The sequence below is a fragment of the Streptomyces sp. NPDC029674 genome (assembly GCF_044903205.1).
GTDB lineage: Bacteria > Actinomycetota > Actinomycetes > Streptomycetales > Streptomycetaceae > Streptomyces.
This window is the reverse complement of the sequence record NZ_JBJDPY010000013.1, coordinates 150,520-172,873: the sequence shown is the minus strand read 5'-3', so window position 1 is coordinate 172,873 and position 22,354 is coordinate 150,520. Positions and strand designations below refer to the sequence as shown.

The 22,354-nt window shown below is 72.3% G+C and carries 20 protein-coding genes; 12 read left to right on the top strand and 8 right to left on the bottom strand.

The genetic code is table 11. From position 1 onward, the window contains the following. Positions 1–59 precede the first annotated feature (59 nt). Entirely contained in the window at positions 60–350 is a 291-nt protein-coding gene (locus ACI2L3_RS28865; protein ID WP_404755309.1) for a hypothetical protein, read from the top strand. On the opposite strand, the gene ACI2L3_RS28860 is transcribed toward ACI2L3_RS28865, so the two are convergent. Then, the gene (locus ACI2L3_RS28860) at positions 266–1,171 is read right to left on the bottom strand and encodes a cytochrome c oxidase assembly protein (RefSeq protein ID WP_404755308.1); all 906 of its coding nucleotides are present in this window, start codon (positions 1,169–1,171) and stop codon (positions 266–268) included. The genes ACI2L3_RS28865 and ACI2L3_RS28860 overlap by 85 nt on opposite strands. Further along, entirely contained in the window at positions 1,168–1,680 is a 513-nt protein-coding gene (locus ACI2L3_RS28855; RefSeq protein WP_404755307.1) for a DUF2243 domain-containing protein, read from the bottom strand. Before ACI2L3_RS28855 ends, ACI2L3_RS28860 begins: the two co-directional genes overlap by 4 nt. A 175-nt stretch (positions 1,681–1,855) precedes the next feature. Between ACI2L3_RS28855 and ACI2L3_RS28850 the strand changes: the two genes are divergently transcribed. Further along, on the top strand, positions 1,856–2,389 hold the full coding sequence (locus ACI2L3_RS28850; protein WP_404755306.1) for a hypothetical protein: 534 nt from the start codon (positions 1,856–1,858) through the stop codon (positions 2,387–2,389). Between the two features lie 14 nt (positions 2,390–2,403). On the opposite strand, the gene ACI2L3_RS28845 is transcribed toward ACI2L3_RS28850, so the two are convergent. Continuing rightward, positions 2,404–4,323, bottom strand: a complete 1,920-nt coding sequence (locus tag ACI2L3_RS28845; RefSeq protein WP_404755305.1) for an ATP-binding cassette domain-containing protein — start codon at positions 4,321–4,323, stop codon at positions 2,404–2,406. Between the two features lie 463 nt (positions 4,324–4,786). On the opposite strand from ACI2L3_RS28845, the gene ACI2L3_RS28840 reads away from it, so the two are divergent. Beyond that, the gene (locus ACI2L3_RS28840; RefSeq protein WP_404755304.1) at positions 4,787–5,587 is read left to right on the top strand and encodes a VOC family protein; all 801 of its coding nucleotides are present in this window, start codon (positions 4,787–4,789) and stop codon (positions 5,585–5,587) included. 42 nt (positions 5,588–5,629) lie between these two features. Here ACI2L3_RS28840 and ACI2L3_RS28835 read toward each other — a convergent pair whose 3' ends face one another. Next, the gene (locus ACI2L3_RS28835; RefSeq protein WP_404755303.1) at positions 5,630–6,106 is read right to left on the bottom strand and encodes a deaminase; all 477 of its coding nucleotides are present in this window, start codon (positions 6,104–6,106) and stop codon (positions 5,630–5,632) included. Positions 6,107–6,372: 266 nt separating this feature from the next. Between ACI2L3_RS28835 and ACI2L3_RS28830 the strand changes: the two genes are divergently transcribed. After that, entirely contained in the window at positions 6,373–6,909 is a 537-nt protein-coding gene (locus ACI2L3_RS28830; RefSeq protein ID WP_404755302.1) for a hypothetical protein, read from the top strand. Between the two features lie 7 nt (positions 6,910–6,916). Here ACI2L3_RS28830 and ACI2L3_RS28825 read toward each other — a convergent pair whose 3' ends face one another. Next, the gene (locus ACI2L3_RS28825) at positions 6,917–7,696 is read right to left on the bottom strand and encodes a DJ-1/PfpI family protein (RefSeq protein WP_404755301.1); all 780 of its coding nucleotides are present in this window, start codon (positions 7,694–7,696) and stop codon (positions 6,917–6,919) included. A gap of 187 nt (positions 7,697–7,883) precedes the next feature. Between ACI2L3_RS28825 and ACI2L3_RS28820 the strand changes: the two genes are divergently transcribed. The 3 genes from ACI2L3_RS28820 to ACI2L3_RS28810 all read left to right on the top strand — a co-directional run bounded on the left by ACI2L3_RS28820 (position 7,884) and on the right by ACI2L3_RS28810 (position 10,317). Further along, a complete protein-coding gene (locus ACI2L3_RS28820; protein ID WP_404755300.1) occupies positions 7,884–8,711 on the top strand; it encodes an alpha/beta fold hydrolase in 828 nt (275 codons plus the stop codon). Between the two features lie 75 nt (positions 8,712–8,786). Beyond that, complete coding sequence (locus ACI2L3_RS28815) at positions 8,787–9,662, top strand: alpha/beta fold hydrolase (RefSeq protein WP_404755299.1); 876 nt, start codon at positions 8,787–8,789, stop codon at positions 9,660–9,662. Between the two features lie 34 nt (positions 9,663–9,696). Further along, positions 9,697–10,317 (top strand): L-threonylcarbamoyladenylate synthase, encoded by a 621-nt coding sequence (locus ACI2L3_RS28810; protein ID WP_404755298.1) that lies wholly within the window; start codon positions 9,697–9,699, stop codon positions 10,315–10,317. A gap of 45 nt (positions 10,318–10,362) precedes the next feature. Here the strand turns inward: ACI2L3_RS28810 and ACI2L3_RS28805 are convergent, their stop codons facing one another. Both ACI2L3_RS28805 and ACI2L3_RS28800 read right to left on the bottom strand, forming a co-directional pair. After that, on the bottom strand, positions 10,363–13,560 hold the full coding sequence (locus ACI2L3_RS28805; protein ID WP_404755297.1) for an amidohydrolase family protein: 3,198 nt from the start codon (positions 13,558–13,560) through the stop codon (positions 10,363–10,365). A 65-nt stretch (positions 13,561–13,625) separates the two neighbouring features. Next, entirely contained in the window at positions 13,626–15,392 is a 1,767-nt protein-coding gene (locus tag ACI2L3_RS28800) for an immunity 49 family protein (RefSeq protein ID WP_404755296.1), read from the bottom strand. Between the two features lie 178 nt (positions 15,393–15,570). Between ACI2L3_RS28800 and ACI2L3_RS28795 the strand changes: the two genes are divergently transcribed. The 5 genes from ACI2L3_RS28795 (at position 15,571) to ACI2L3_RS28775 (ending at position 21,003) form a co-directional block, all read left to right on the top strand. Then, complete coding sequence (locus ACI2L3_RS28795; protein WP_404755295.1) at positions 15,571–16,779, top strand: alpha/beta hydrolase family protein; 1,209 nt, start codon at positions 15,571–15,573, stop codon at positions 16,777–16,779. Between the two features lie 28 nt (positions 16,780–16,807). Then, positions 16,808–17,251 carry a GNAT family N-acetyltransferase gene (locus tag ACI2L3_RS28790; RefSeq protein WP_404755294.1) on the top strand — a complete coding sequence of 148 codons (444 nt, stop codon included), beginning with the start codon at positions 16,808–16,810 and terminating at the stop codon, positions 17,249–17,251. 318 nt (positions 17,252–17,569) lie between these two features. Then, positions 17,570–18,058: a transglycosylase SLT domain-containing protein gene (locus ACI2L3_RS28785; protein ID WP_404755293.1), complete on the top strand. Its 489-nt coding sequence runs from the start codon at positions 17,570–17,572 to the stop codon at positions 18,056–18,058. Positions 18,059–18,120: 62 nt separating this feature from the next. Further along, positions 18,121–19,257, top strand: a complete 1,137-nt coding sequence (locus ACI2L3_RS28780) for an LCP family protein (protein ID WP_404755292.1) — start codon at positions 18,121–18,123, stop codon at positions 19,255–19,257. Between the two features lie 153 nt (positions 19,258–19,410). Then, entirely contained in the window at positions 19,411–21,003 is a 1,593-nt protein-coding gene (locus tag ACI2L3_RS28775; RefSeq protein ID WP_404755291.1) for a sigma-70 family RNA polymerase sigma factor, read from the top strand. A 43-nt stretch (positions 21,004–21,046) separates the two neighbouring features. On the opposite strand, the gene ACI2L3_RS28770 is transcribed toward ACI2L3_RS28775, so the two are convergent. Next, positions 21,047–22,168: a hypothetical protein gene (locus ACI2L3_RS28770; protein ID WP_404755290.1), complete on the bottom strand. Its 1,122-nt coding sequence runs from the start codon at positions 22,166–22,168 to the stop codon at positions 21,047–21,049. Positions 22,169–22,354 lie beyond the last annotated feature (186 nt).

Sequence of the window (22,354 nt, the reverse complement as noted above, 5' to 3'; positions counted from 1 at the left end):
TCAGCGGCAAAAGCCGCGCGGCGAGACCGGGTCCCGTCCCGCAACGAAGGAGCGGTTCGATGCGACAACGACTCACCACGGTACTCGGCGGCCTGGCCATGGCCGGGACGCTCGTGCTGACCGGGCCACTGAGCGCCCAGGCCGCAACGGGCGACCTGATCATCAACAATGAGCACCACCAGAACCCCAGCGGTTGCTACCCGACCCCCGGTCAGGCCTCCATCCAGAACCACACCGACGCCCCCGTCACCCTGTACCTCGACAGTCAGTGCTCGGGGCCCTCGGCCGGGACGGTTTCCCCGGGAGGCAAAGCCACGCTGTCACCGGTCTTCAGCGTCTCCATCTCCTGAGCTCGGGCCGGCCCCTTTCGGGCCGAGCGCCGGGCCGTCCGGGCTCGGCCGGCGGCCCGGTACCAGGTGGCGGCCATGACGACGGCGAGCGCCGCCTCGGCCAAGTCGCCGCCGTAGTACATGACTTGTGCGCCTGTGTGCAGGTCGGCGGCGGTGAACGAGGTGCCGGGCGGTGTCGTCGCGTACAACGACTTGGCCAGTACGGCGTGCGCGGCACCGGCGGCCAGCAAGGTAGCCCCGCGCACGGTGAGGCTCCACCGGTGCCGGACGGGGTCGAGCTGGCAGACCGCGAAGGTGAACAGCAGCCCTGCCGCGAGGACGTGCGCGTGCACGACGGCGTGCAGCCACGGCTCGTGCCGCATCGTCGCGAACAACTCCGTGCGGTACAGCAGCCACAGCCCTCCGACGTCGAGCAGGGCCGCCAGCGGCGGGAAGAGCAGCCAGGTGACGGGGCGGGAACGGGCGAGGGTCAGCAGTTCCCTGCGCGCCGCGCCGGGTGACAGGGTGCGCAGGGTGAGCGTGAGGGGGCGGGCCAGGACGAGGAGCAGGGGGGCCGCCATGCCGATGATGAGGTGCTGGACCATGTGGGCGGTGAACGGGCCGCCCGGCAGCGGTCCCACCGCCGCCCACGCCACACCCGAACCGCCGGCGGCGAACGAGACGTCACGCCACCAGGGCCAGCTGTCCCCGCGCTGCCGCAGCCGGCCCGCGGCCAGCAGATAGGCAGCGGCCGCCAGCAGGGCGGCCGGCACCGTGATCAGCTCGGTGACGCCGGGGCCGTGTCCCACGGCCGGGCCCGGGTGGACGTGCGCGAGCGTCACGACGCCGAGCCCGACCCCGAGCCCGAGTCCGTCCTGCCGACGCGGGCCGCGCGGACGGCCAGCGCCACGCCGGTCAGCAGCAGAACCAGGCCCGCCAGGTTCCACGCCCAGTCGTACGGGGTGACATCCACGCCGTAGCGGACCTGGTGCAGGCGCAGCAGCTTGTGGTCCACGATCCCGTCGTACAGCTGGAAGATCCCCAGGCCGAGGAAGAACCCGGCCAGGGCGTGGGACGGCGACAGGGAGCGGCGGCGCCGCAGATCGGCGTACAGGAAGAAACCGGCGACCAGGCCCAGCAGTTCGCCGGTGTGCAGAAGGCCGTCCGACATCAGGCCCATGCCGGTGGTGGAGCGGTCGTAGAAGTGGTGCCAGTGCAGGATCTGGTGGAAGACGATCTCGTCCACCGCGGCCATCACCGCGACCCCGAGCAGCCCGCACACCACCATCGACCTGCGCGGCTCGGGCCTCGTCCCGGGGGCGGCGGGGTGCGGACGGGCCGATGCGTTCATGGGTCTGCCTTTCTGCCGTGCCGAGATCGGGGACGGGCCGCTGCCCCGTACGCCTACCCCTTGGTGCCGTTCGCGCGCCCGCGGGTCCCGGCATCCGGGTGAGGCGCCCAGCGACCGGGTGGAGTCCGTCCCGATCGGGTGGGTCGACGCGTCGGCACCGGGTACCCGCAACGGCATGATCAAGCGTGCGTTGTGGCAAGGACTGGTCGCCGGTGCCGCCGGAGGTGTCGTGATGACGCTCGGCGAGAAGATGGAGCAGGCCCTCACCGGGCGGCCCGACTCACATGTGCCCGCGCGGACCCTCCAGCGTCTGACCGGCATGCCCGAACGCCCCGGCCGGCAGCCCCTCCCCGTGAACTGGGCCATGCACTTCGGTCAGGCCGCCGTCCTCGGCGTGCTGCGCTCGGTCATGGCCCAGTCCGGGCTGCGCGGACCTGCGGCGTCGGCGCAGTTCGCCGTCGTGCGCCTCACGAACGACCAGATCCTCGAGAACGCCACCGGCGTCGGCGCCCCGCCGCCCACCTGGCCCCGCAAGGAGCTGGCCGTCGACCTGCTGCACAAGGCCGTCTACGCCTTCGCCACCGGGGCCGTCGCCGACGCCCTGGCCGCCCGGGGAGGCCCCGGTCCCGGCCGGCGGCACGCCGCACTCCGCCCCGGCCGCCGCGCCGGCGTCGGCCCCCTCCCCCGCTCCGACGCGTACGGCCGCTGACCCTGCCTTTCCTCTCAGCGGTCCTGGGCGAGGGCGTTCAGCTCGCCCAGGAGGCTTCCCTCGGTCGCGACGAGTTCGTCGAAGGTGCCCTGTTCCCGGACGGCGCCCCGGTCGAGGACGATGACGCGGTCGGCCATCCGTACGTTGTCCAGTCGGTGCGTGACCACCACGGTGATCCGGTCCGGGGCCGTGGCCCGCAGCTCCTGGAAGACCGTGTGTTCGCCGCGGGCGTCCATCTCGCTGGTCGGCTCGTCCAGGACGAGTACGGCCGGTTCGCGGTACATCGCCCGCGCACACGCGACCCGTTGCCACTGGCCGCCCGAGAGTTCGTGGCCGCCCCACACCGAGCGGGCGAGCAGTGTGTCGAGCCCGTCGGGCAGTTCGCGCAGGGCCTCGGTCATGCCGACCCGTTCCACCACGTCCCAGATCCGCTCGTCGCCGTGCTCGCGGGGCTGGCCCAGGGTGATGTTCTCCCGTGCCGCGAGCGGCCAGTGCCCGTTCTTCTGCGGGACCAGGCCCACGTGCCGCCAGACCGAGTCCGCGTCGGCGGTGGCCAGATCGGTGTCGTCCCACAGCACCCTGCCGTGCGTGGGCAGGGTCAGCCCGGTGAGCAGGCGGATCAGGGTCGACTTGCCTGCGCCGTTCTCCCCGACCAGGGCGACGATCTCGCCACGGCGCAGGGTGAGGGTGATCGGCCGTACGGCGGCGGTGTCCTTGCTCGGGTAGCTGTAGGAGGCGCCTTCCAGGCGGATCCGGCGCGGCGGTGCGGCCTGGGCGGTGCCGCGGGCCGTGGTCATGGCGCGGACCTCGTCGATGAACTCGTAGTAGTCGGAGAGGTAGAGGCCGTGGTGGAACATGACGGTGCTGTATCTGATGATCGAGTTCAGCGCGCGTCCCGCGGTCTGGGAGGCGACGACGGCGGTGCCCGCGATCCCCGTCGACATGGCGCCGGCGAGCACCAGCGCGGCCAGGGACGCCCACATGCCGAGGGTGAACAGGCCGCCGAGTGACGCGGCCAGCAACGTGATGAACAGGTACGGGCGGGCGCCCGCCAGCTCGCGGCCTTCCACGCGGTCGCACATGGCCCGGTACCAGAAGTGCAGGTAGCCGCGCATCGTGTTGGCCCGCAGCTCGTCGGCGAGCTCGGCCGTGGTCAGCCACCAGCGCATCATTCCGCGGACGTTGCGGGCGGAGACGGTCCGGTCGTGGATGCGGTAGTCGACCCGTGCGGCGATCACTCCGCCCATGCCGCGGGGAACGACGGACAGCAGCAGCACTCCGAGCAGCAGCGGGTGCAGGGAGGTGAGCACGGTCGCCGCGGACACCAGTTGGACGAATCCGTTGGTGAGGGTTTTGGCGTCGTCGGCGAGGTCGACGGCGCGCAGCGCGCCGATCTCCGCCGCCTTGCTGCGGTCGCCGAAGCCCTCGGTGTCGTACGCGGCGAGCTCGGCCCGCATGTACAGGTCGACGAGGGTGAGGTCCGCGGCCGAGGCGATCTTGGGGTTCAGGCGCCGGGTGGCCCAGTCGGCGAGGATCCACATCGCCGCGCCGGTGGCCATCGCCACGACGGCGACGGCGAGAGCGGGCCACGCGCGTGTGAGGCCTTCGCGGGGGTCGGAGCCCATCAGCTGCGGCAGGGCCCTGGCCACGGCGCCGAGCATCACTCCCGTGCCGATGCCGGACAGCAGCTGGCACACGATGACCGTCACGGTCATGCGGCGGTCGACCGTCCAGGCGAGCCGGCCCGTCTGGATCAACGCCGCGGGAATGCGGCGGGCCATGTCCCACAAGGTGGCGTCGGCCACGGCGCCGCGGTGCTTGCGCCCGTTGTAGTCGAGCTCCGGCGGGGCGGAGGGGCGCGGGGCTCCGGTGCGTGCCGCGGGGACCGACACGGATACGGGTCCGTCGGGCGCGGGTGTGGTCGGGTCGGTCATGCTCCCCACCTCGATGACGGTCGTGACGCGGAGGCGAACAGGGCGCGACGCACGTCGACCGGGCGCCGGAACGCGGTGGCCGCGACGGCCTGAGCGGGCGGGTTCTCGAACAGGGGGTGGAGGGCGGTCAGCACGCGGACGGGATTCACGGATTCTCCTCGGTGGCGGGAAATGGACCGAACACCGAGACAACGTCCCTGATCACAGGGCCGATACGGGCAGCCTCGGGCGACTTGTCGAGCAGCTGTTCGATGCCAGACGGGCGGGGCAAGTGCCTGCGGCCCGGACGCCCGGCACCTGTCCGTTCGATTCACTCTTCCGGGGACAGCGGCGTCGCCGCAGCCCCATCGACGCGCTCGGTGACCGGCGCAGCGTTAAGTCACACCAGTGCCATGGCGCGACGCGGGGCCCGACCGTGGGGATGATGGAGGCCGGCGTCCATCGACCTCGGAACGGTACAGAGATGAACAGCTCCAAGACACCTGCGACCGAGCACGTAGCCAGCAGCTCGGTGTTCGGCGCGCCCTGCTGGGTCAGCCTGACCACGCGCGACCTGCGGTCTGCGGAGAGGTTCTACCACGCCGTGCTCGGCTGGGACTGGCGCATCGGCAAGCTGGGCGACCAGTACAGGTTCGCCCATGTGGGCGAACTTCCGGTGGCCGGGGTATCCGTCGTCGAAGCGATGGGGCAGACGGCCGTCGCATGGACCCCGTTCTTCGCCGCGTCCAACGCGAACGAGACCGTCGCCCGCAGCCAGGAGCGTGGCGGGACGACCGCCGTGGGGCCCATCTCGTTCCCCCCGGGGCGGGCGGCGCTGCTGGCCGACCGCGACGGAGCGGTCTTCGGGATCTGGGAGGGCGAGCTGGTCGCCAACTGGGAGGAGTGGCGCCGCGCGGCACCGGTCTTCGTGGAGCTCCACACCCGCAACGCCTTCGACGCGGCCATCTTCTACGCGGAGGTCCTCGGCTGGGCGTCCAACGTCGCGGGCTGCTGCGAAGTCCACTACGAGGACGAGAAGGTCGTGCTGCGCAGCCAGGGCGACGTCGTGGCCCGCATCCACTCGGGAGCGGTGGAGTCCGCGCCCGATCCCGCGATCCGGCCGCGCTGGCAGATCCATTTCACCGTCGACGACGTGGCGGCGTGCGCCGAGGCCGCGCTGGCGAACGGCGGCAGCGTCATCCAGGGGGAAGGGAACGCGACGGAGGCCATCCTGTGCGATCCCGACGGGGCACGCTTCGTGGTGAGCTCGAAACAGTCGCAGTGACCGGCCGTCCGCGCCCTGCGGTGGTCCGCGTGCCCGGGCGGGTCAGAGCAGGTGCCGGTTGGGGGACTTGGCGGCGTCCGCGTACTCGGGGAGTTCGATGACGGTGATGCCGGCGGCTTCGAGCCGCTCGGCACCGTCCACGCCGGGTACCCATCCGACGACCACGCGCCGGATGCCCGCCTCGCGGACCAGCCGGGCGCAGGGCCGCGGCCGGGAGGCACGCTCGGCGCACGGTTCGAGCGAACTGTAGAGCGTGGCCTCGGCCAAGCGCGGGTCGCCCGGGGCGAGTTGGCCGAGAGCGGCTTCCTCGGCGTGGTCGTGCGGGCCCTCCCGGCGGGAGTGGGCGCGGGCGAGTTCCGTGCCGTCGTCGGCGACGATGACGGCGCCGCCGGAGAGCGCCGTGGCCGACGGCGGGCTCTGGGTGGCGAGTTGGCAGGCCACGGCGAGCCAGGCCCGGTCGGCGGTGGTCGTCTCGGTGCCGGGCCCGGGCTGTCCGCAGGCTTCGGGAGATTCGGTCACGGGATGCTCATCTCCTTGGGGGCGTACCACTACGAGTACCACGTCACCGGCGGCTCAGAACCTGTTCCCCTTGCCTCCGACATCGACCGGATCGCCGAAGCCACGACGGACGCGTGCGCCCGAACAGGTCGCCCACGCCCGCTCAGGTGACCGAGCGGGCCGTCCCGAAAGCATGACGCCGGCGCGAACGCTTCTTCCGGGCCGGTGTCGAGCGACAGACTCGTGACTCACCTTCACGGCCCTCGTCTGTATGCGGGAGAGATCCTGTGCCATCGCCCTGCGACCCCCAGTACGCACCCGTCGGCGATGTGGGTGTGGCGCTCATGATGATCGACTCCCGGCTCAAGGGCATCCACGACGGCAGGACCGAAACCGATGCCGAACACGAGGAACTGGTGCGTCAGTTCACACGGTCGCTGGGCCCCGACGGAGCCCATGACGTGCTGGACGGCGCCTGCACGCTCATCTTCATGTATATGACCTGGCTGCGGAACGTCCACGAGCAGCACGAGAAGGACGTCATCGAGTACGTGGTGCCCAACCTCGTGGCCTCGATGCGCATGATGCCCAAGAGTTGCCCCTCGGAGGTCATCCCCACCATGGCCGGCCTGGTCACCGCCGCGGGCCTCGGCCTGAGTCCCAATCTGTGGCGCGCGCAGTACGGGGACTGGACCGACGAGGAGATGAACCCCCTGGAAGCGACCGCCTTCCTTCTCGCGGAGCACATCAACCGCATCGCCGACGACCCCGACTTCGCCACCCGCATGATCACCGAGGCCCTATCCGACGCCGACGAGGACTGACGCGCGTTCAGACCGCCGCGTCGGCGATCAGCTTCAGGGCCAGCGCCTCCGTTTCGGCGTCGGCCTTCTCCGGGCTGCCGGTGTCGTACGGCGGGTCCGGGTCGTACTCGACCGCGAGCTGCACGGCCTGCGCCACCTTGACGTCGGAGAGGCGGGCGGCGAGGTGGAGTCCCATGTCGATGCCGGCGGAGACCCCCGCGGCCGTGATGATCTTCCCTGCCTCGACGAAACGTCCGGGCGTGAACGTCGCGCCGACCTCCGCCAAGTACGGCCTGGACGCCCAGTACGTCGTCGCGGGCAGACCGCGCAGCAGCCCGGCCGCACCCAGGATCAGCGAGCCCGTGCACACGGACGTCGTCCAGACCGACCGGCGGTGAATGCGGCGGATCCACTCGTGGACCGTGGTGTCCGCCATCATGGCCGTGGTCCCCCGCTCGCCGCCCCCGGGGATCAACAGCACATCCGCGTGGCGTACGTCCCGCATGGCGCGCTCCGCCACCAGGCTCAGCTCTCCCGTGTCCGTACGGACCGGGCCCGTCTCGTGGCCGACCATCGTCACCCGCACACCCGGCACGCGGCACAGCATTTCGTACGGTCCGACGGCGTCCAGTGCCGTGAACCCGTCGTAGAGCAGTATCGCCACGCTCAACCGCCCGGCCGCGGGCGCCGCCTGCGCGGAACCGCTCGTACCGACGGCGAGGACGGCCCCCGCCCCCACCGCTCCCGACACCGCGCCCCGCAGCACTCCACGCCGACTCGGCTTCCGCCTGCCGCCATCCCTCGACATGACCACCAACGCCCTTCGTCATCGGCCCAGTTGACGTCCCAGTAGTCGTGCTCGGGAGCGCCGGAGTTCCGCTCACCACCGAATTACCTCGGGAGTAATCGACGGCATGGTCATCGCCGGGCGAGAGTGGGGCCGTCGCAGCGACAGGCGGCACCTCGCCACCGCGCCACTCAGGAAGGAACCATTCATGCCGTACTTCGAGGGCTCCGACGGGACCAGCCTCTTCTACACCGACTGGGGGCAGGGCAAGCCGGTGGTGTTCGTGGCGGGCGCCTGGCTCAGCAGCAGCTCGTGGGAGTTCCAGATGCTTCCGCTGTCCGAACAGGGCCTGCGGTGCGTGGCGTTCGACCGGCGGGGGCACGGCCGCTCGGACTGGGTCGGTCACGGCTTCGACTACGACACCCTCGCCGATGACCTCGCGGCCCTGCTCGACCGTCTCGACCTCCGCGACGTGACGCTGGTGGCGCACTCGATGGGCGGTGGCGAGGTGATCCGCTACCTGTCCCGGCACGGCTACGACCGGGTGAGCCGGGTGGCGTTGATCGGGACGACCGCGCCGCTGATGCGTGCCGCGCCGGACAACCCGGAGGGGATCGCCCAGGAGGTGTTCGACGCCGTGGAGGCCGGCCGGATCAAGGACCGCCCGAGGTGGATGGCCCAGAACTCGCAGGCGTTCTTCGCCACGCACCTGGGCAACGCCGTCTCCGCCGAGCTCATGGAGTGGACGATCCAACGCTGCCTCGACTGCTCGGCCAAGGCTGCCGTCGAGGTCGTGCGGACGGCGTTCAGCACCGACGTACGCGAGGAGGCCGCCGCGATCCGGGTGCCGACGCTGATCCTGCACGGCGACGCCGACGACTCCGCTCCCGTCGCCCTGTGCGGCCAGCGTCTGGCGAAGTTGGTGCCGGACAACGTCTACAAGGAGTACCCCCTCGCCGGGCACGGCATCTTCATCACCCACGCCGACGCGGTCAACCAGGACCTGCTCGAGTTCATCGGCGCGGCTCACCGATGAGTTCTCGGGGTGCGCACGGTCTTCCTTCACGCAACCGCAACCGCGACCGCGGCCGCGACCACCGAGGAGACCGTCATGGCTGAGGCAGAGACCCGCACGCTGACCGCACACGGCGCCACACTGACTTACGACATCCGCGGCGGCGGGTCCGGCGATGTGTCCGACGGCAGCGTTCTGTTCCTGGTGGGTTCGCCGATGGACGCCACGGGGTTCGCCACGCTCGCGTCGTACTTCACCGACCGGACCGTCGTCACCTACGACCCCCGGGGAGTGAGCCGCAGCCCCCGTACCGACGGCGCGGCCGAGACCGCGGTCGAGGAGCACGCCGCCGACCTGCGGCAGGTGATCGAGGCGCTCGGCGCGGGCCCTGTCGACGTCTTCGCGACCAGCGGCGGGGCCGTCAACGCCCTCGCGCTGATGGAGCGGCACGGGGATCTCGTGCGCACCCTCGTCGCCCATGAGCCGCCGACCGCGCAGGTGCTCCCCGACCGCGAGGTGATGCTCGCGGTCTGCGCGGACATCCACGCCACCTATCTGCGTGCCGGCCTGGGCCCCGCGATGGCGAAGTTCATCGCGGTGACGAGCCGGAAGGGACCGTTCCCTGCGAGCTGGGCGGACGAGCCCGCGCCGTCTCCCGCCGACTTCGGGCTGCCGGCCGAGGACGACGGTTCGCGCGACAACCCGCTGCTGGGGCAGAACCTGCGCGGCTGCACCGGCTACCGGCCGGATCTCGCCGCGCTGCGTGCCGCGTCGACCCGTGTCGTCCTCGCGGCCGGCCAGGAGTCCGAGGGCGAGTTCGCCGCCCGCGCGGCGGCCGCCGTCGCCGAGGGACTCGGCACCGAGCTCGCCGTGTTCCCCAGTCACCACGCCGGATTCATGGGCGGGGAATACGGTCAGCACGGCGCCCCCGAGCCCTTCGCGAAGACCCTGCGCCACGCCCTCACCGGCTGACGCGGCGCACACGCGGGTCACCTACACTCGCGCAATGGCCAAGTACTTCGACGTGCATCCCGACAACCCCCAGCGGCGCAGCATCAGCAGCGTGGTGGACGGGATCCGCTCCGGCGCGCTCGTGGCGTATCCGACGGACTCCTGCTACGCGCTGGGCTGCCGGCTCGGCAGCCGCGACGGCATGGACCGCATCCGGTCGATCCGTCAGCTCGACGACCGCCATCACTTCACCCTGATGTGTGAGAGCTTCGCGCAGCTGGGGCAGTTCGTTCACCTCGACAACGACGTGTTCCGCGCCATCAAGGCCGCCACGCCCGGCAGTTACACCTTCATCCTGCCCGCCACCAAAGAGGTGCCGCGGCAGATGATGCACCCGAAGAAGAAGACCGTCGGTGTCCGCATCCCCGACCACATCGTCACCCAGGCGCTGCTCACCGAACTCGGCGAGCCGCTGCTCTCCAGCACGCTGCTCCTGCCCGACCAGGAGGAGCCGCTGACGCAGGGCTGGGACATCAAGGAGCGCCTCGACCACCTCGTGGACGCGGTGGTCGACTCCGGCGACTGCGGCACGGAGCCGACCACCGTCATCGACTTCTCCGGTGGTGAGGCGGAGATCGTCCGGCGCGGAGCGGGTGACATCTCACGCTTCGAGTAGGCCGGTCCCTTTACGTCACACGGCCCCTCACGTCACAGGGTCCCTTCACGTCACCGGTGTGCAGCAGCCGTCCCGCCGCATCAGACGGCCGACCTTCAGCCAGTACGCCTCGTCCTCCCCCTGCCGTTCGAACGCGGACGTCAGCTCCTCGGTCGTGTAGGGGGTGCCGCCCCGGAGCACCGACACCGTCCGCACCATCGTGTCGAAGTCCGTGAACGGGTCGCCGTCCACCACGGTGACGTCGGCGACCTTCCCGGCTTCGAGGGTGCCCAGGTCCCTTTCCAGACCGAAGACGCGGGCCGGCAGTACGGTCGCGGTGCGCAGGGCCTGTGCCGGGGACAGGCCGCCCAGGTGCAGGGCGCGCAGCCCCAGGTGCAGGGCGAGGCCGACCGGGACGATGGGCTGGTCCGTGCCGAGGGCCACCTGGCCGCCGGCGGCCAGGATGCGCCGGTAGATGTCGACCTCCCTGCGTGACGTGGCCAGTTGGGCCTCGCTCGGCGGGACGGCGGCGCCGGCCTTGACCGCCGCGGCGTCCCACGGGGGCATCACCGCGGTGACGCGTGGGTCGTCCGCGAGGCCGGGGTCCGCGCCGAGCAGGGGCGCCGACGTGAACGGTGTGGCGATCAGGGAGAAGGCGGCGCCGCGTGCGCTGTAGATCTCGACGACGTCGTCGTAGGCGCGGCCGGTCGCCGTCACCGCGTGCCCGAACTCGGCGCGCTGCGTGGCCTGCAGATGAGTCGTCAGGTCCTGGCCGAGCTGGATGCCGGGTGAGAGCAGATGGCCTCCCGTGCGTACGCCGAGCCGTTCGTGGGCGAAGCGCGCCGCCTCCTCCATCACCCAGCCCGGTGCCCGCACATAGGTCTTGACGAAGTCCCAGTCGAGCGCCGCCCCGCGCTCCAGGGTGCGTCTCAGCGCGGCCCCGCTGCGGTGGGCACGGCCCATGCTGTACGCGACGCGGGCGCCGTCGAGGAGTTCGCCCGTGGTGAGGAGGCGGGGGCCCGCCAGTTCGCCCGAGAACACCGCCTCACGGACGCGGGCCTGTTCGTAGGCGAAGCCGCCCAGTGACACGGCCGTGGTGATGCCGTACGTCAGTTGGCCCGCCGTCTGGCGTCCGCCGTACGTCGTCTGCCACGGGTGGGTGTGGGTGTCCCAGAGGCCGGGGACGACCGTGTGCCGTGAGGCGTCGACGTGGCGGTCCGCGGCGGGGCGGCCCGTGGAGCGGTGTGGTCGCACGGAGGCGATCCGGCCGCCTCGGACGACGATGTCGACGTCCTCCCGCACCTCGTCGCCGGTGCCGTCCCACAGCCGGCCCGCGTGCACGACGACGTCGGCGGGCGCGGGCCTGCGCCGGTCCAGCGGTGCGCGGACCGTGCGCGGGCGGCCTCCGTCGACGCCGATCAGGCGCAGCCGGCCGTTCGACAGGTAGAGGAGCGTCTTCCCGTCACCCGACCATGAGGGGTGGTCCGCGGGTTCGGTCGAGAGCATGCGCGGGGCGCCGCGCGGTGTGCCGTCGGGCGCCACGGGCAGCAGGTGCAGCGCCGATTCGACGATCACGGCGAGCCACCGGCCGTCCGGCGACCAGACGGGACCGGAGTCGTACCGGTCGGAGACCGAGGCGTGCGGGGCCACGGCGTGCAGCCGGTCCGCTCCGGTGGCGGCGTCGACGATCCGGATGAGGTTGTAGCCCTCGCGGAAGCGGTGGTTGAGGCGGTTGCGGTCGCACAGCGCGAGGTGGCGGCCGTCCGGTGACCAGCTCGGCCGGCCCGGCAGGCCTCCTCCGCCGAGCGGCGTCACCAGCGCGCGTTCGGTGCCCGACGCCAGGTCGCGCACCATGAGGCGGCCGGTCATGTCCAGGGAGGCGAGCCGCTCGCCGTCGGGCGAGAGCGCCGGGTGGACCCGGCCGCCGGTCGCCAGTGCGGTCTCCGTTCCGGTGGCGAGATCGTGCCGGTACACGCCGAGCAGCCCGTCGCGGTCGTCGGCGTACACGAGGGACTTCCCGTCCCGCGCCCAGGACGGGCCGAGCAGAAAGCCGGTGGGCGCCGCGCGGTGCAGCCTGCGGGGCGGCCGGCCGCCCGAAGTGGGGGCCAGCCAGAGGGAGTTGAGGGCAGCGAAGGCGATCCGGTGTCCGTCGGGCGAGAGCGCGGGCAGGTGGATGCCCCGGGTCGGACGCGCCCGTCCAAGGCCCAGGTCGTACTCCTTGACCCGGTACCGCGGGCGGCGCACCGGCAGGGTGGCATCGAAGGGGATCACTTCGGACGTGCCCGGACTGTCGGGGCGTACGAGGGTGAAGCGGCCGTCCACGGTGAGCAGGAGCTCGCCCTTGACCGTCCAGCGCGGCGGCACGGGAGCGACATCGCCGTCGAGTGCGAGGGGCCGGCCGTCGACGACGAGGGTGCAGGAGGCGCGGGGCGCGGCGGTGGTGCGCAGGTAGGCGAGCCGGTGTCCGTCGGGGGCCAGGGCGGGGGTCATGACCTGCGCGGCCGTGGTCTCGGTGCGGACGACGGTGACGGGGCCCGCGCCGCCGGCGGGGACGGCCGCGACGGTCCGGGCGTCGAGTGTGGTGCCCTGAGCCGTGCTGACGGGTCTGCCCCGGACGAACAGGAGTCGCTTGCCGTCCGGTGACCAGGTCGGGTCGAAGTCCTCCCACGGCCCGTCCTGCAGCGGCCCGTCCTGTCCCGGGCGCCCGGTCACCCGGGTGATTTCGCCGCTCGCGAGGTGCAGGACGTGGATGCGGTACGAACCGCCGCGCACCGGGTCGCCGCCGCGCTCGGACGCGAAGGCGATGCGCGATCCGTCCGGCGACCAGGCGGGACCCCGGTCGTCCCAGGGTCCTTCGGTGCGCTGCCGGAGCCGTGACCCGTCGGCGCGCATCGTCCAGAGGTGGAATCCGCCGTCCTGGTAGGCGCCGAACGCGACCGACGTGCCGTCCGGGGCGTGGACCGGCCGGTTCGGCTCCAGCCCCGCCGGTGTCAGCGGCAGCGCCTCGCCGCCGGTGCGGGGCAGGGACCAGAGAGTGGCTTGCGCCTCGACGACCAGCCGGTCGGCGGCCGGCGAGAGGGTCGCCGCTCCGTTCGTGACGCGGGTGAACGAGAGGGGAACCGTGGTGCGCGGCCGGGCCGGAGCCGGGGCGGTCCCCAGCGCGGCGACCGCCCCGGAGGCACCCGCGGCGACGAACAGCTGGCGTCGGGACGGCCGAAACAGTCGCGACAGGGGCAACGCGGTGTCGTGCCGGTCACAGTCCATGACACAGCACACTCGCCCATCACCACCGCCGTGGACAACACCGCACGACGACAACACGCCGTGTTCTACGTCGTGAACTCGCCGAGCCAGCCGCGGTTGAGGAGGTGCTTGGGCAGGAACGGCGACTTCTCGTCGACGGGGAAGTCCCAGTCGTGCGCCAGGCACGCCATCGCGAGGGGGCCGAGTGCCACGCGGCTGTACGGTGCGTCGCCCCCGGCGTCCGCTGTCCCGTCGGTGCGGCCGGTCCAGTAGCGCTCGTGGTGGGCGAGGGCTTCGGCGAGGGCCTTCGAGAAGGCCTCGCGGTCACCCTTGACCAGGGGGTGCATGAGGGCGGCCGGCTGGTAGTCGATCAGGTTGAGGAAGTCGCTCGGGGTGCCGGTCGCGACATGGGGGTGGGAGGTCTCCATGGTGGCGATCAGGTGCTGGACGACGTCGTCCATGGGCTGCCGGAGCCAGAGGGCCCGCAGCGTCTCGATCCAGTGGAAGACGTACGCGTCGAGGGGCGTGGCCCGGCGCAGGTCGTCCATCGGCACGTCGCAGAGCAGGATCAGTCTGTCCTGTTCCCGGCAGACGACGGCGAGGTAGAAGGCGTCGAGCCAGGCGCGGGCGTCCGCGGCCGGTACGGGTCCTGTGGCGGGCAAGGACAGCACTTGGTCGGCGATGCGGCACTCCACCGTGCCCTGGTGGGACGTGGCCGTGCGGAACAGCGCCGAGCCGGTCTGCATCGCCCACACCCACGCCTCCCACGTCTCCAGGTTCGCGCCGTCCGGGTCGGCCGCGAAGCGAGCGTCGCTGAGCTTCTTCGTGGCCGTGAAGGCGGCGGCGAGCCCTGCCGGGCCCTGCGCCAGCCGGGTGATGTGCTCGGCGGCGGCGGTGCCGTCGAGTCCGGCCAAGTCGGTGGCAGAGGCGGTGTGTTGCGGGCGCGTCGACGACGTTCCGGCGTGCAGTTCCCTCATCACCTCCATCAGCTCCGGCGGCGGCACCACGGAGAACGAGCGGGTCTCGTGGTCGATGACGGTGAGCGAGGTCAGCCGCCCCTGGTGCCACCAGTACAGGCGGGGCGACAGCGCGCCAGGCCCGTCCTCGTGGGCGCCGAGCGCGTACGTGCCCAGGTCGTTGACCGCGTCCACCACCGTGCCGTCCTCGATCGGATGGAACGCGAGCAGGTTCCTGCTGGGGACGGCGACGAGCGCCCCGGCCTCCGGCAGTTCCCTGCCCGTGGTCGCGCGGGCCAGCTCCGGGAGCACGAGCGCCTTGCTGGCCACGAAGTGGGAGTCCCCGTGGACCGACTGCAGCCGCGCACCCTGCGGACCGGTCACCTCCACGTGCTCCACCGGTTCGCGGATCAGGTTCTGCCGGGCCGCCGCCCAGAGCTGCTCCGCTCCGACGCGCGCCACGTCGTGGTCGTTGAGGATGCGGACGGAGGTGGGGGTGTCGAGGGCGAGCGCGAGGAGCAGCCCCTCGGCGACGGGCCGCGCGTAACGGAAGCCGTTCGCGAGCTCGCCCGGGAAGGCGTCGTCGGGCAGGAGGCGGAGGATGGCCCCGGCGAGCAGCTCCTGCGCGCTCTCGCCGCCCTGAGACGCATTGTCCAGGTTGGTGAAGTGCTGTTCGACCAGGTGGGGCCAGTGTTCCTCGGGCATGGCGCGGCACTTGTGTGCCAGGTTCGCGAGCGGGCTGCGGCGCCCGTCGCTTCCGAGCACGGCGTCTCCCTCGATCCGTGGGCGTATGCCGCGGCGGGTCAGGAAGTGTTCGGCCGTCAGGTTTCGCAGGTGTTCGGCCTGCGGTTGGGTCAGCATCGGCAAGTGGGGGTCGGGTGCGTGGTGTTCGTTCACCCGGTGACTCTACGAAGGGGGGTGCGGCGGGGCGGCGAGGGGGTGCCGGGGCCGTCCTCGCGTCACCGCTCATACCAGGAGCTGACCTGGTCGCCCGCCGAGTACCCCCAGAGTCTGGTGGCGGGTGATACCGCAGGGCGACGCCGCCCCAACGCCCCCTGGCCTAGCCTTCGTTGCCATGACGAGAACCCGAACCGTCCTGCGCCGACGCGCCCTGGTCACCACTCTCACCCTCGCCCTCGCCCTGCCTGTCGCAGGCGGGGCGACCGCCTTCGCCGACGGGCGGAACGGCAGCGGCAGCTCCGGCGACACCTCCGCGAGCGACACGGCGACGGCGCCGCTCCGTCTCCCGCGCCCTACAGGCCGGTTCGCGGTCGGGCGCGACACCCTGCACCTCGTCGACAAGAGCCGCCGGGACCCCTGGGTGCCCTCGGCGGGCGCGCGGGAGCTCATGGCGTCGGTGTACTACCCCGGCCGCCATGGCGGCGGCGGCCGGCCCACCTCCTACACGTCGGAGGAAGAGGCCCGGCTCCTGCTGGAGTGGGCGGAGCTGGACAAGCAGATCTCCCCCGCCGCGTACAGCGCCACCCGTACCTTCGCGCGCGCCGGCGCGCGGTCCGCGCCGGGACGGTTCCCGCTGATCGTGCTCTCCCCCGGTTTCACCGCTCCGCGCGCCACGTTGACCCACCTCGCCGAGGACCTGGCCAGCCGCGGTTTCGTCGTGGCCACCGTCGACCACGCCTACGAGTCCACCGGCACGGCCTTCCCCGGCGGCCGGATCCTCACCTGTGAGGCCTGCGCCCTCACCGACAAGCCCGGCTGGGGCAAGGCCGTCACCGAGGGCCGGGCCAAGGATCTCTCGTACGTGATCGACCGGCTGACCGGGCCCAAGGCCGCCTGGCGGCACGCCCGCATGATCGACACCGAGCGGATCGGCGCGGGCGGGCACTCCATCGGCGGGGCCTCCGCGCTCGCCACCATGACGAGCGACCGCCGGGTACGGGCGGGGATGAACATGGACGGCAGTTTCCACACCCGACCCACCGGGATCGACGGCCGCCCCTTCCTGATGCTGGGCACTGAGGAGCAGCACACGCCGGGGGTCGAGGACGGCAAGAACTGGGACGAGACGTGGCAGGGCCTGGACGGCTGGAAGCGCTGGCTCACCGTCGCGGGCTCCGGGCACTTCACGTTCACCGACGCGCCCGTCCTGATGGAGCAGGCCGGTGTGGTGGACCCGACGGTGCCGCTGTCCGGTGAGCGGTCCGAGCGGATCACCCGGGCGTACATAGGGGCGTTCTACGAGCGGCATCTGCGCGGCACCCCGCGGCCGATCCTCGACGGGCCGACGCCGGGCAACCCGGAGGTCACCTTCCAGCGACGCTGACCTCGCGAAACCCAGTAGGATGTAAGGCATGCTTGCCGAAAATAACCCTTACACCCCCTGTGACCCTTATGAGCTGCGCGAGGGCGTGCCGTCCGTCGAGACCTTCCGCCGCCTGCGCACCGACGCCGGTCTGTCCGACAGGGCACCCGAAGCCGTCGCGCAGGCGCTGCCGAACACCTGGCACGGCGTGGTCCTCCACCACGAGGGCGAGCCCATCGGCATGGGGCGGATCATCGGCGACGGCGGAACCGCGTTCCAGCTCGTCGACATCTGCGTACACCCCGCGCACCAGGGACGCGGGCTCGGCAAGCGCATCATGGCGGCGCTCACCGAGGAGCTGGAGCGCCGGGCGCCGGCGACCGCGTACGTCTCACTGATCGCCGACGGCCCGGCGCGCTTCCTCTACGAGAAGTTCGGCTTCGCCGACACCGCCACGCACGACTCGATCGGCATGTACCGCTCGATGAGCTGAGTTCAAGCCGCTGACGCGCGCCGCCACCGGTGACCCGGGCCACTTCCGGGGGCCGGTGGCTGTGAGGCCACTCATAGGGGGCACGTCACATGCTATGGGGCGTAGTAGGCGGGCAGGGGCGCCCAGCGGGGGCGGGCAGGCCCCGGGGAGCGGCTCCGGGCAGAAGTTCTTCGTAAGCGGGTAGTACGTCACACCATTGCGCGGCTCCGGGAGCGTCGCTAACTCTGGCTGAGTCTTCGGGACGCACCGACCACATCCGGCACCGTCGCCCGCTCCGGTCCAGCGCCCCTCACGTCCCCACCCAGGAGTCACTCCCGCATGTCGCTGACCCGTACCGCCCGTACCCGCAAGTTCTCCATCGCCGGCCTCGCCACCGCCGGTGCCGCCGCCGCGGCCCTCACGCTCGTCCCCTCCCCCGCCCACGCCGCCGAGCCGGCCCAGGCCCCCGCGTCGGTGTCGCAGGCCGCGAAGGGCGACAAGAAGTACCCCGAGAACCTCGACGGCTGGATCCGCGAGTCCCTCGACATCATGAAGTCGAAGGGCATCCCCGGTACGTACGAGGGTCTGCACCGCAACATCATGCGCGAGTCCGCCGGTGACCCGAACGCGCAGAACGGCTGGGACGTGAACGCCCAGAACGGCACCCCCTCCAAGGGCCTGCTCCAGGTGATCCAGCCCACCTTCGACGCCTACCACGTCGCGGGCACGCCGAACAATCTGACCGACCCGGTCGCCAACATCACCGCGGCCGCGAACTACGCCGCCGACAAGTACGGCTCCATCGACAACGTCGACTCCGCGTACTGAGCCGGGACCGCCAAGCAGTCCTCGGTCCACTGAAGTCCTCGGTTCGCGAAGAGAGGCAGCGCATGCGGCACGAGAGCGGGAACGAACACCCGGCGCACACGGCCGGCGGCCCCGCGGCGCCCGGCTACGGGCCCGCACGGGTACGTGGCACGCGGCGCAGGCCCCGGAAGAAGGCCCTGCGGTACGTCGCGTGGGGCGCCCTGGGCGCGGTCCTCGTCGGCGGCGGGGGCGCGGCCTACGCCTGGCAGCACCTGAACGGCAACATCCGGGGGACGGACGTCGACGCCGCCCTCGGTCACGACAGGCCCGCAGGACAGCGGGACGGGTCGATGAACATCCTCCTGCTCGGCTCCGACTCGCGGGCCGGCACCCACGGCCGGTACGGCAGCGGTGTGAGCGGGGCACGGGCCGACACGGCGATGGTCCTGCACGTCGACAAGACCCACAAGAAGGCTTCGGTCGTCAGCATTCCGCGCGACACCATGGTCGAGCGGCCCCGGTGCGCGCCCTCCCACGGTGGCGGCTCGGCGGGCGCCCAGCAGGCCATGTTCAACTCGTCCTACCAGGTGGGCGGCCCCGCCTGCACCGTCAAGACGGTCGAGAAGATGTCGGGCCTGCGCATGGACCATTACCTCGAAGTCGACTTCAAGGGGTTCCAGAAGCTCATCGACGAGCTCGGCGGTGTCGACATCACCACCAAGAAGGCCATCAAGGACCACAACAGCGGTCTCTCGCTGACCGCCGGCAAGCACACGCTGAAGGGCGAGGAGGCGCTGGCGCTCGTCCGCACCCGGCACGGCGTGGGTGACGGCAGCGACCTGGGCCGCATCCAGCTCCAGCAGGCGTTCATGAAGGCCCTGATCCACCGCGCCGACACCGTCGATCCGCTCGGCGACCCCGCCAAGTCGTACGGTCTGGCGGACACCGCGACCAAGAGCGTGAGCGCCGACTCCGACCTGGCCTCCGCGGACAAGCTGCTCGGTCTGGCCAAGGAGCTGAAGGGCATCAGCCCGGACCGCACCGACATGGTGACGATGCCGGTCACCTACGACGCCGAGGACGCGGGCCGGGTACTGCCGCTGGACAAGGCGTCGCACCAGGTGTGGGCCGCGCTGCGCCAGGACCGGCCCATCCCGAAGTCCGCCACCCAGGAGTCGGTGGCCGACAGGACGGACTCGCCGGTGTCGGCCGGCTCCTGACGGCGGGCACCCGCACGCGTGGGGCCCCACCGCGACCTGGCATCGTGATCCCGACCACGAAATCTCACCCGAGCGTTTCTGTTATCGAGGTGGGCGCCGGGCGTCTCCCCTGTGTCGGAGGAGTAAGCCCCCCACACAGAGAGTGGACACAGCGTGAGCAGCGAACGCCAAGTCGCGATGATCAGGGCAGCGCAGGACGGGAACCAGCAGGCACAGGACGCGCTGGTGGCGGAGTACCTGCCGCTGGTCTACAACATCGTCGGGCGGGCCCTGAACGGCCACGCGGACGTGGACGACGTGGTGCAGGAGACCATGCTCCGGGTTCTCGGCGGCCTGGACGGGCTGCGCGGCCCGGAGAACTTCCGCAGCTGGCTGGTGGCCATCACCATGAACCAGATACGCGGCCACTGGCGCGAGCGCGCGTCGGGCGCGATACCCGCCGGGGGCGGCCTCGCGGACGCGTACGACGTGGTGGACCCGGGCGCGGACTTCGTGGATCTGACCATCACCCGGCTCGGGCTCTCCGGGCAGCGGCGGGAGACCGCGGAGGCCACCCGCTGGCTGGACGAGGACGACCGCGCCCTGCTGTCGCTGTGGTGGCTGGAGTCCGCGGGCGAGCTCACCCGGGCTGAGGTCGCCGAGGCGCTGGAGCTGTCCCCGCAGCACACGGCGGTCCGGGTGCAGCGCATGAAGGCCCAGCTGGAGACGGCCCGCGTCGTCGTCCGCGCCCTGTCGGCCAACCCTCCGTGCGGCGGGCTTCAGCAGATCACCGCCGGCTGGGACGGGGCGCCGTCGGCGCTGTGGCGCAAGCGTCTTGCCCGGCACGCCCGCGACTGCTCGGTCTGTGAGGGCCACTGGTCCAACCTGGTGCCCGCGGAGGGCCTGCTGGTGGGGCTCGGCCTCGTCCCGGTGGGCGCCGCGCTCAGCGGCATGGTGGCGGCGCCCGACCTCGTCGAGGTCGGCTCGGTCTCCTCCATACCTGCCCACGGCGCGGCCGCCCCGGTCTCCGCCCGGACACGGGCCCGCCGTGACCGTGCCAGACGCCGCCGCCGTACGACCGGAGTGGCCGCCGCGGTCGTCGCACTCGGCATCGGCGGCACCGCGGTACACCTCCTCACCGGCCCCGAGACGGACGAGAGCGCACCGGCCACCGCCGCCGCGCCGGCCTCCCCCACCCTCCCCTCGGCCTCGAAGAGCGCCTCCCCGTCGGCCTCCCCCAAGCGCTCCGCGTCCCCCAGCGCCAAGCCCTCCCCGAGCAGGACGAAGAAAAAGAAGAAGCCCGAGCCCACCCCGAGCCGTACCCCGGCCAAGCCGAAGCCCAAGCCCAAGCCCGAGGCGCCGAAGCCGGCACCCCCGGAGCCGAGCGGCACCGCCGAGCAGGTCGTCGCGCTGGTCAACGCCGAGCGCGCCAAGGCGGGCTGCGGCGCGGTCCGGTCCAACGACAAGCTGGCCACGGCGGCGACGAAGCACTCCGCCGACATGGCGGCCCGCGACTACTTCGACCACAACAGCCCGGACGGCACGGACCCCGGTGACCGCATCACCGCGGCCGGTTACCGCTGGAGCACGTACGGCGAGAACATCGCCCGCGGGCAGCAGACGCCGGCCTCGGTGATGGACTCGTGGATGAAGAGCCCCGGCCACCGCGCGAACATACTCAACTGCGACTTCAAGGAGTTGGGCGTGGGCATTCACAACGCGTCGGGCGGCCCGTGGTGGACGCAGGCATTCGGCACGGCCGGCTGAGACGTACGAGAGACGCCTGGGACGCCCGGGACGCCTGGTGCGGTCAGCCGACCTGCTGGGTGTGGAACTGCTCCAGCCGCCGTTGCGCGAGCTGCAACGTGCCGCGCTGGCGGCCGGGCACCCGGCGGCGCAGGGCGACCAGGGCGGGGCCGAGGGCGCGGACGGCCTCCGGGTCCCGTATGCGGTCCCAGAGGTGGTGGGCGCGGTCCGCCGCCGCCTCCACCTCGGCGGAGTCGGGGGCCTGGCCGCCCGCGAGGCGGGCCGATGCCACCGCGAGCCAGGTCTCGCAGCTGCGCGCCGGGTCCCCAGCGAACCGGGCCAGGTCCGCCCGCACCTCCATCCAGTGGATGGTCTCCTTCGAGCCCGGCCCGTGCATGCGCAGCGCGCTCTGCTCCCACGACGCGGCGAGGGCCGCGGCCTCGCCGTGCCGACCCGCCTCGACGGCCGCGGTGATCGCCGCGTGCGGGTCCATGCCGGAGTCGGCGGGCGCCGTCGGCTGCGGCTGTGACGGCGGCTGCGGCGGGATGGCGGGCGGCATCGCGGGGTCGCGGGCCGGGAGCAGGTCCGGGGCGTCCTCGCCGAGGCTCAGGGCGGCCTGCTGGTGAAGCTGGAGCAGCGGGGGGCGGTGGCCGCTGCGGAGGATCGTCGCGAGGGCCTTCATGTACGCGGGGGCCGCGGGCGCCCGGCGTCTGGCGGGCGGCGCGACGCGGCCGTAGAACGCGACGCCGGGTCCCGCGTCGAGGGGCTGCTCGGTGAGGGCCTGCCAGCTCTCCTGGTCGGTGTGCAGGTCGGCGATGACCGTGGTGCTGCCCGCCGGACGCAGCCGCAGCTCCTGGGTGATCCAGTGCCAGGGGAACCCGGTGTAGCGCACCGTCGCCGTGGTGGTCCTGGCGAGCGCGAGGTGCAACTGCCGCTGGCGGCGGTCGAGATGGACCTGCCCGATGAGGTAGATCGTCAGCGGCCCCGGCGTCATGGCCGCCGCCCGCAGCCGGGTCAGCACGGTCTGCGGGTCCAGCGGGTCCGCCAGCTCCACGATGCTCGCGGTCGGCGTACCGGCGAGGGTCTCCGGGGGCACCGCCGCGAGGACGGGAAGTACGGAGGCCGCGTCCACCAGGCGCCCCTTGCCCACCGGGGCAGCCGCGACGAGCAGCACGGTTCCAGGCATGGGCCCCTCCCTCTCGATCATCACGTCAGCACCGTATCCGCATCTCCCGCCCGGCGCGCCCATCGGGCTTCAGCTGCTCCGCGAGGAGGGACGTGGTTCCGAGGTACGAAGTCCGGTCCGTACCCTCGTACGCTCGTACGGACGCATATGCGCGCACCGGCCCTAACCTGCGGAGATGATCAGGCA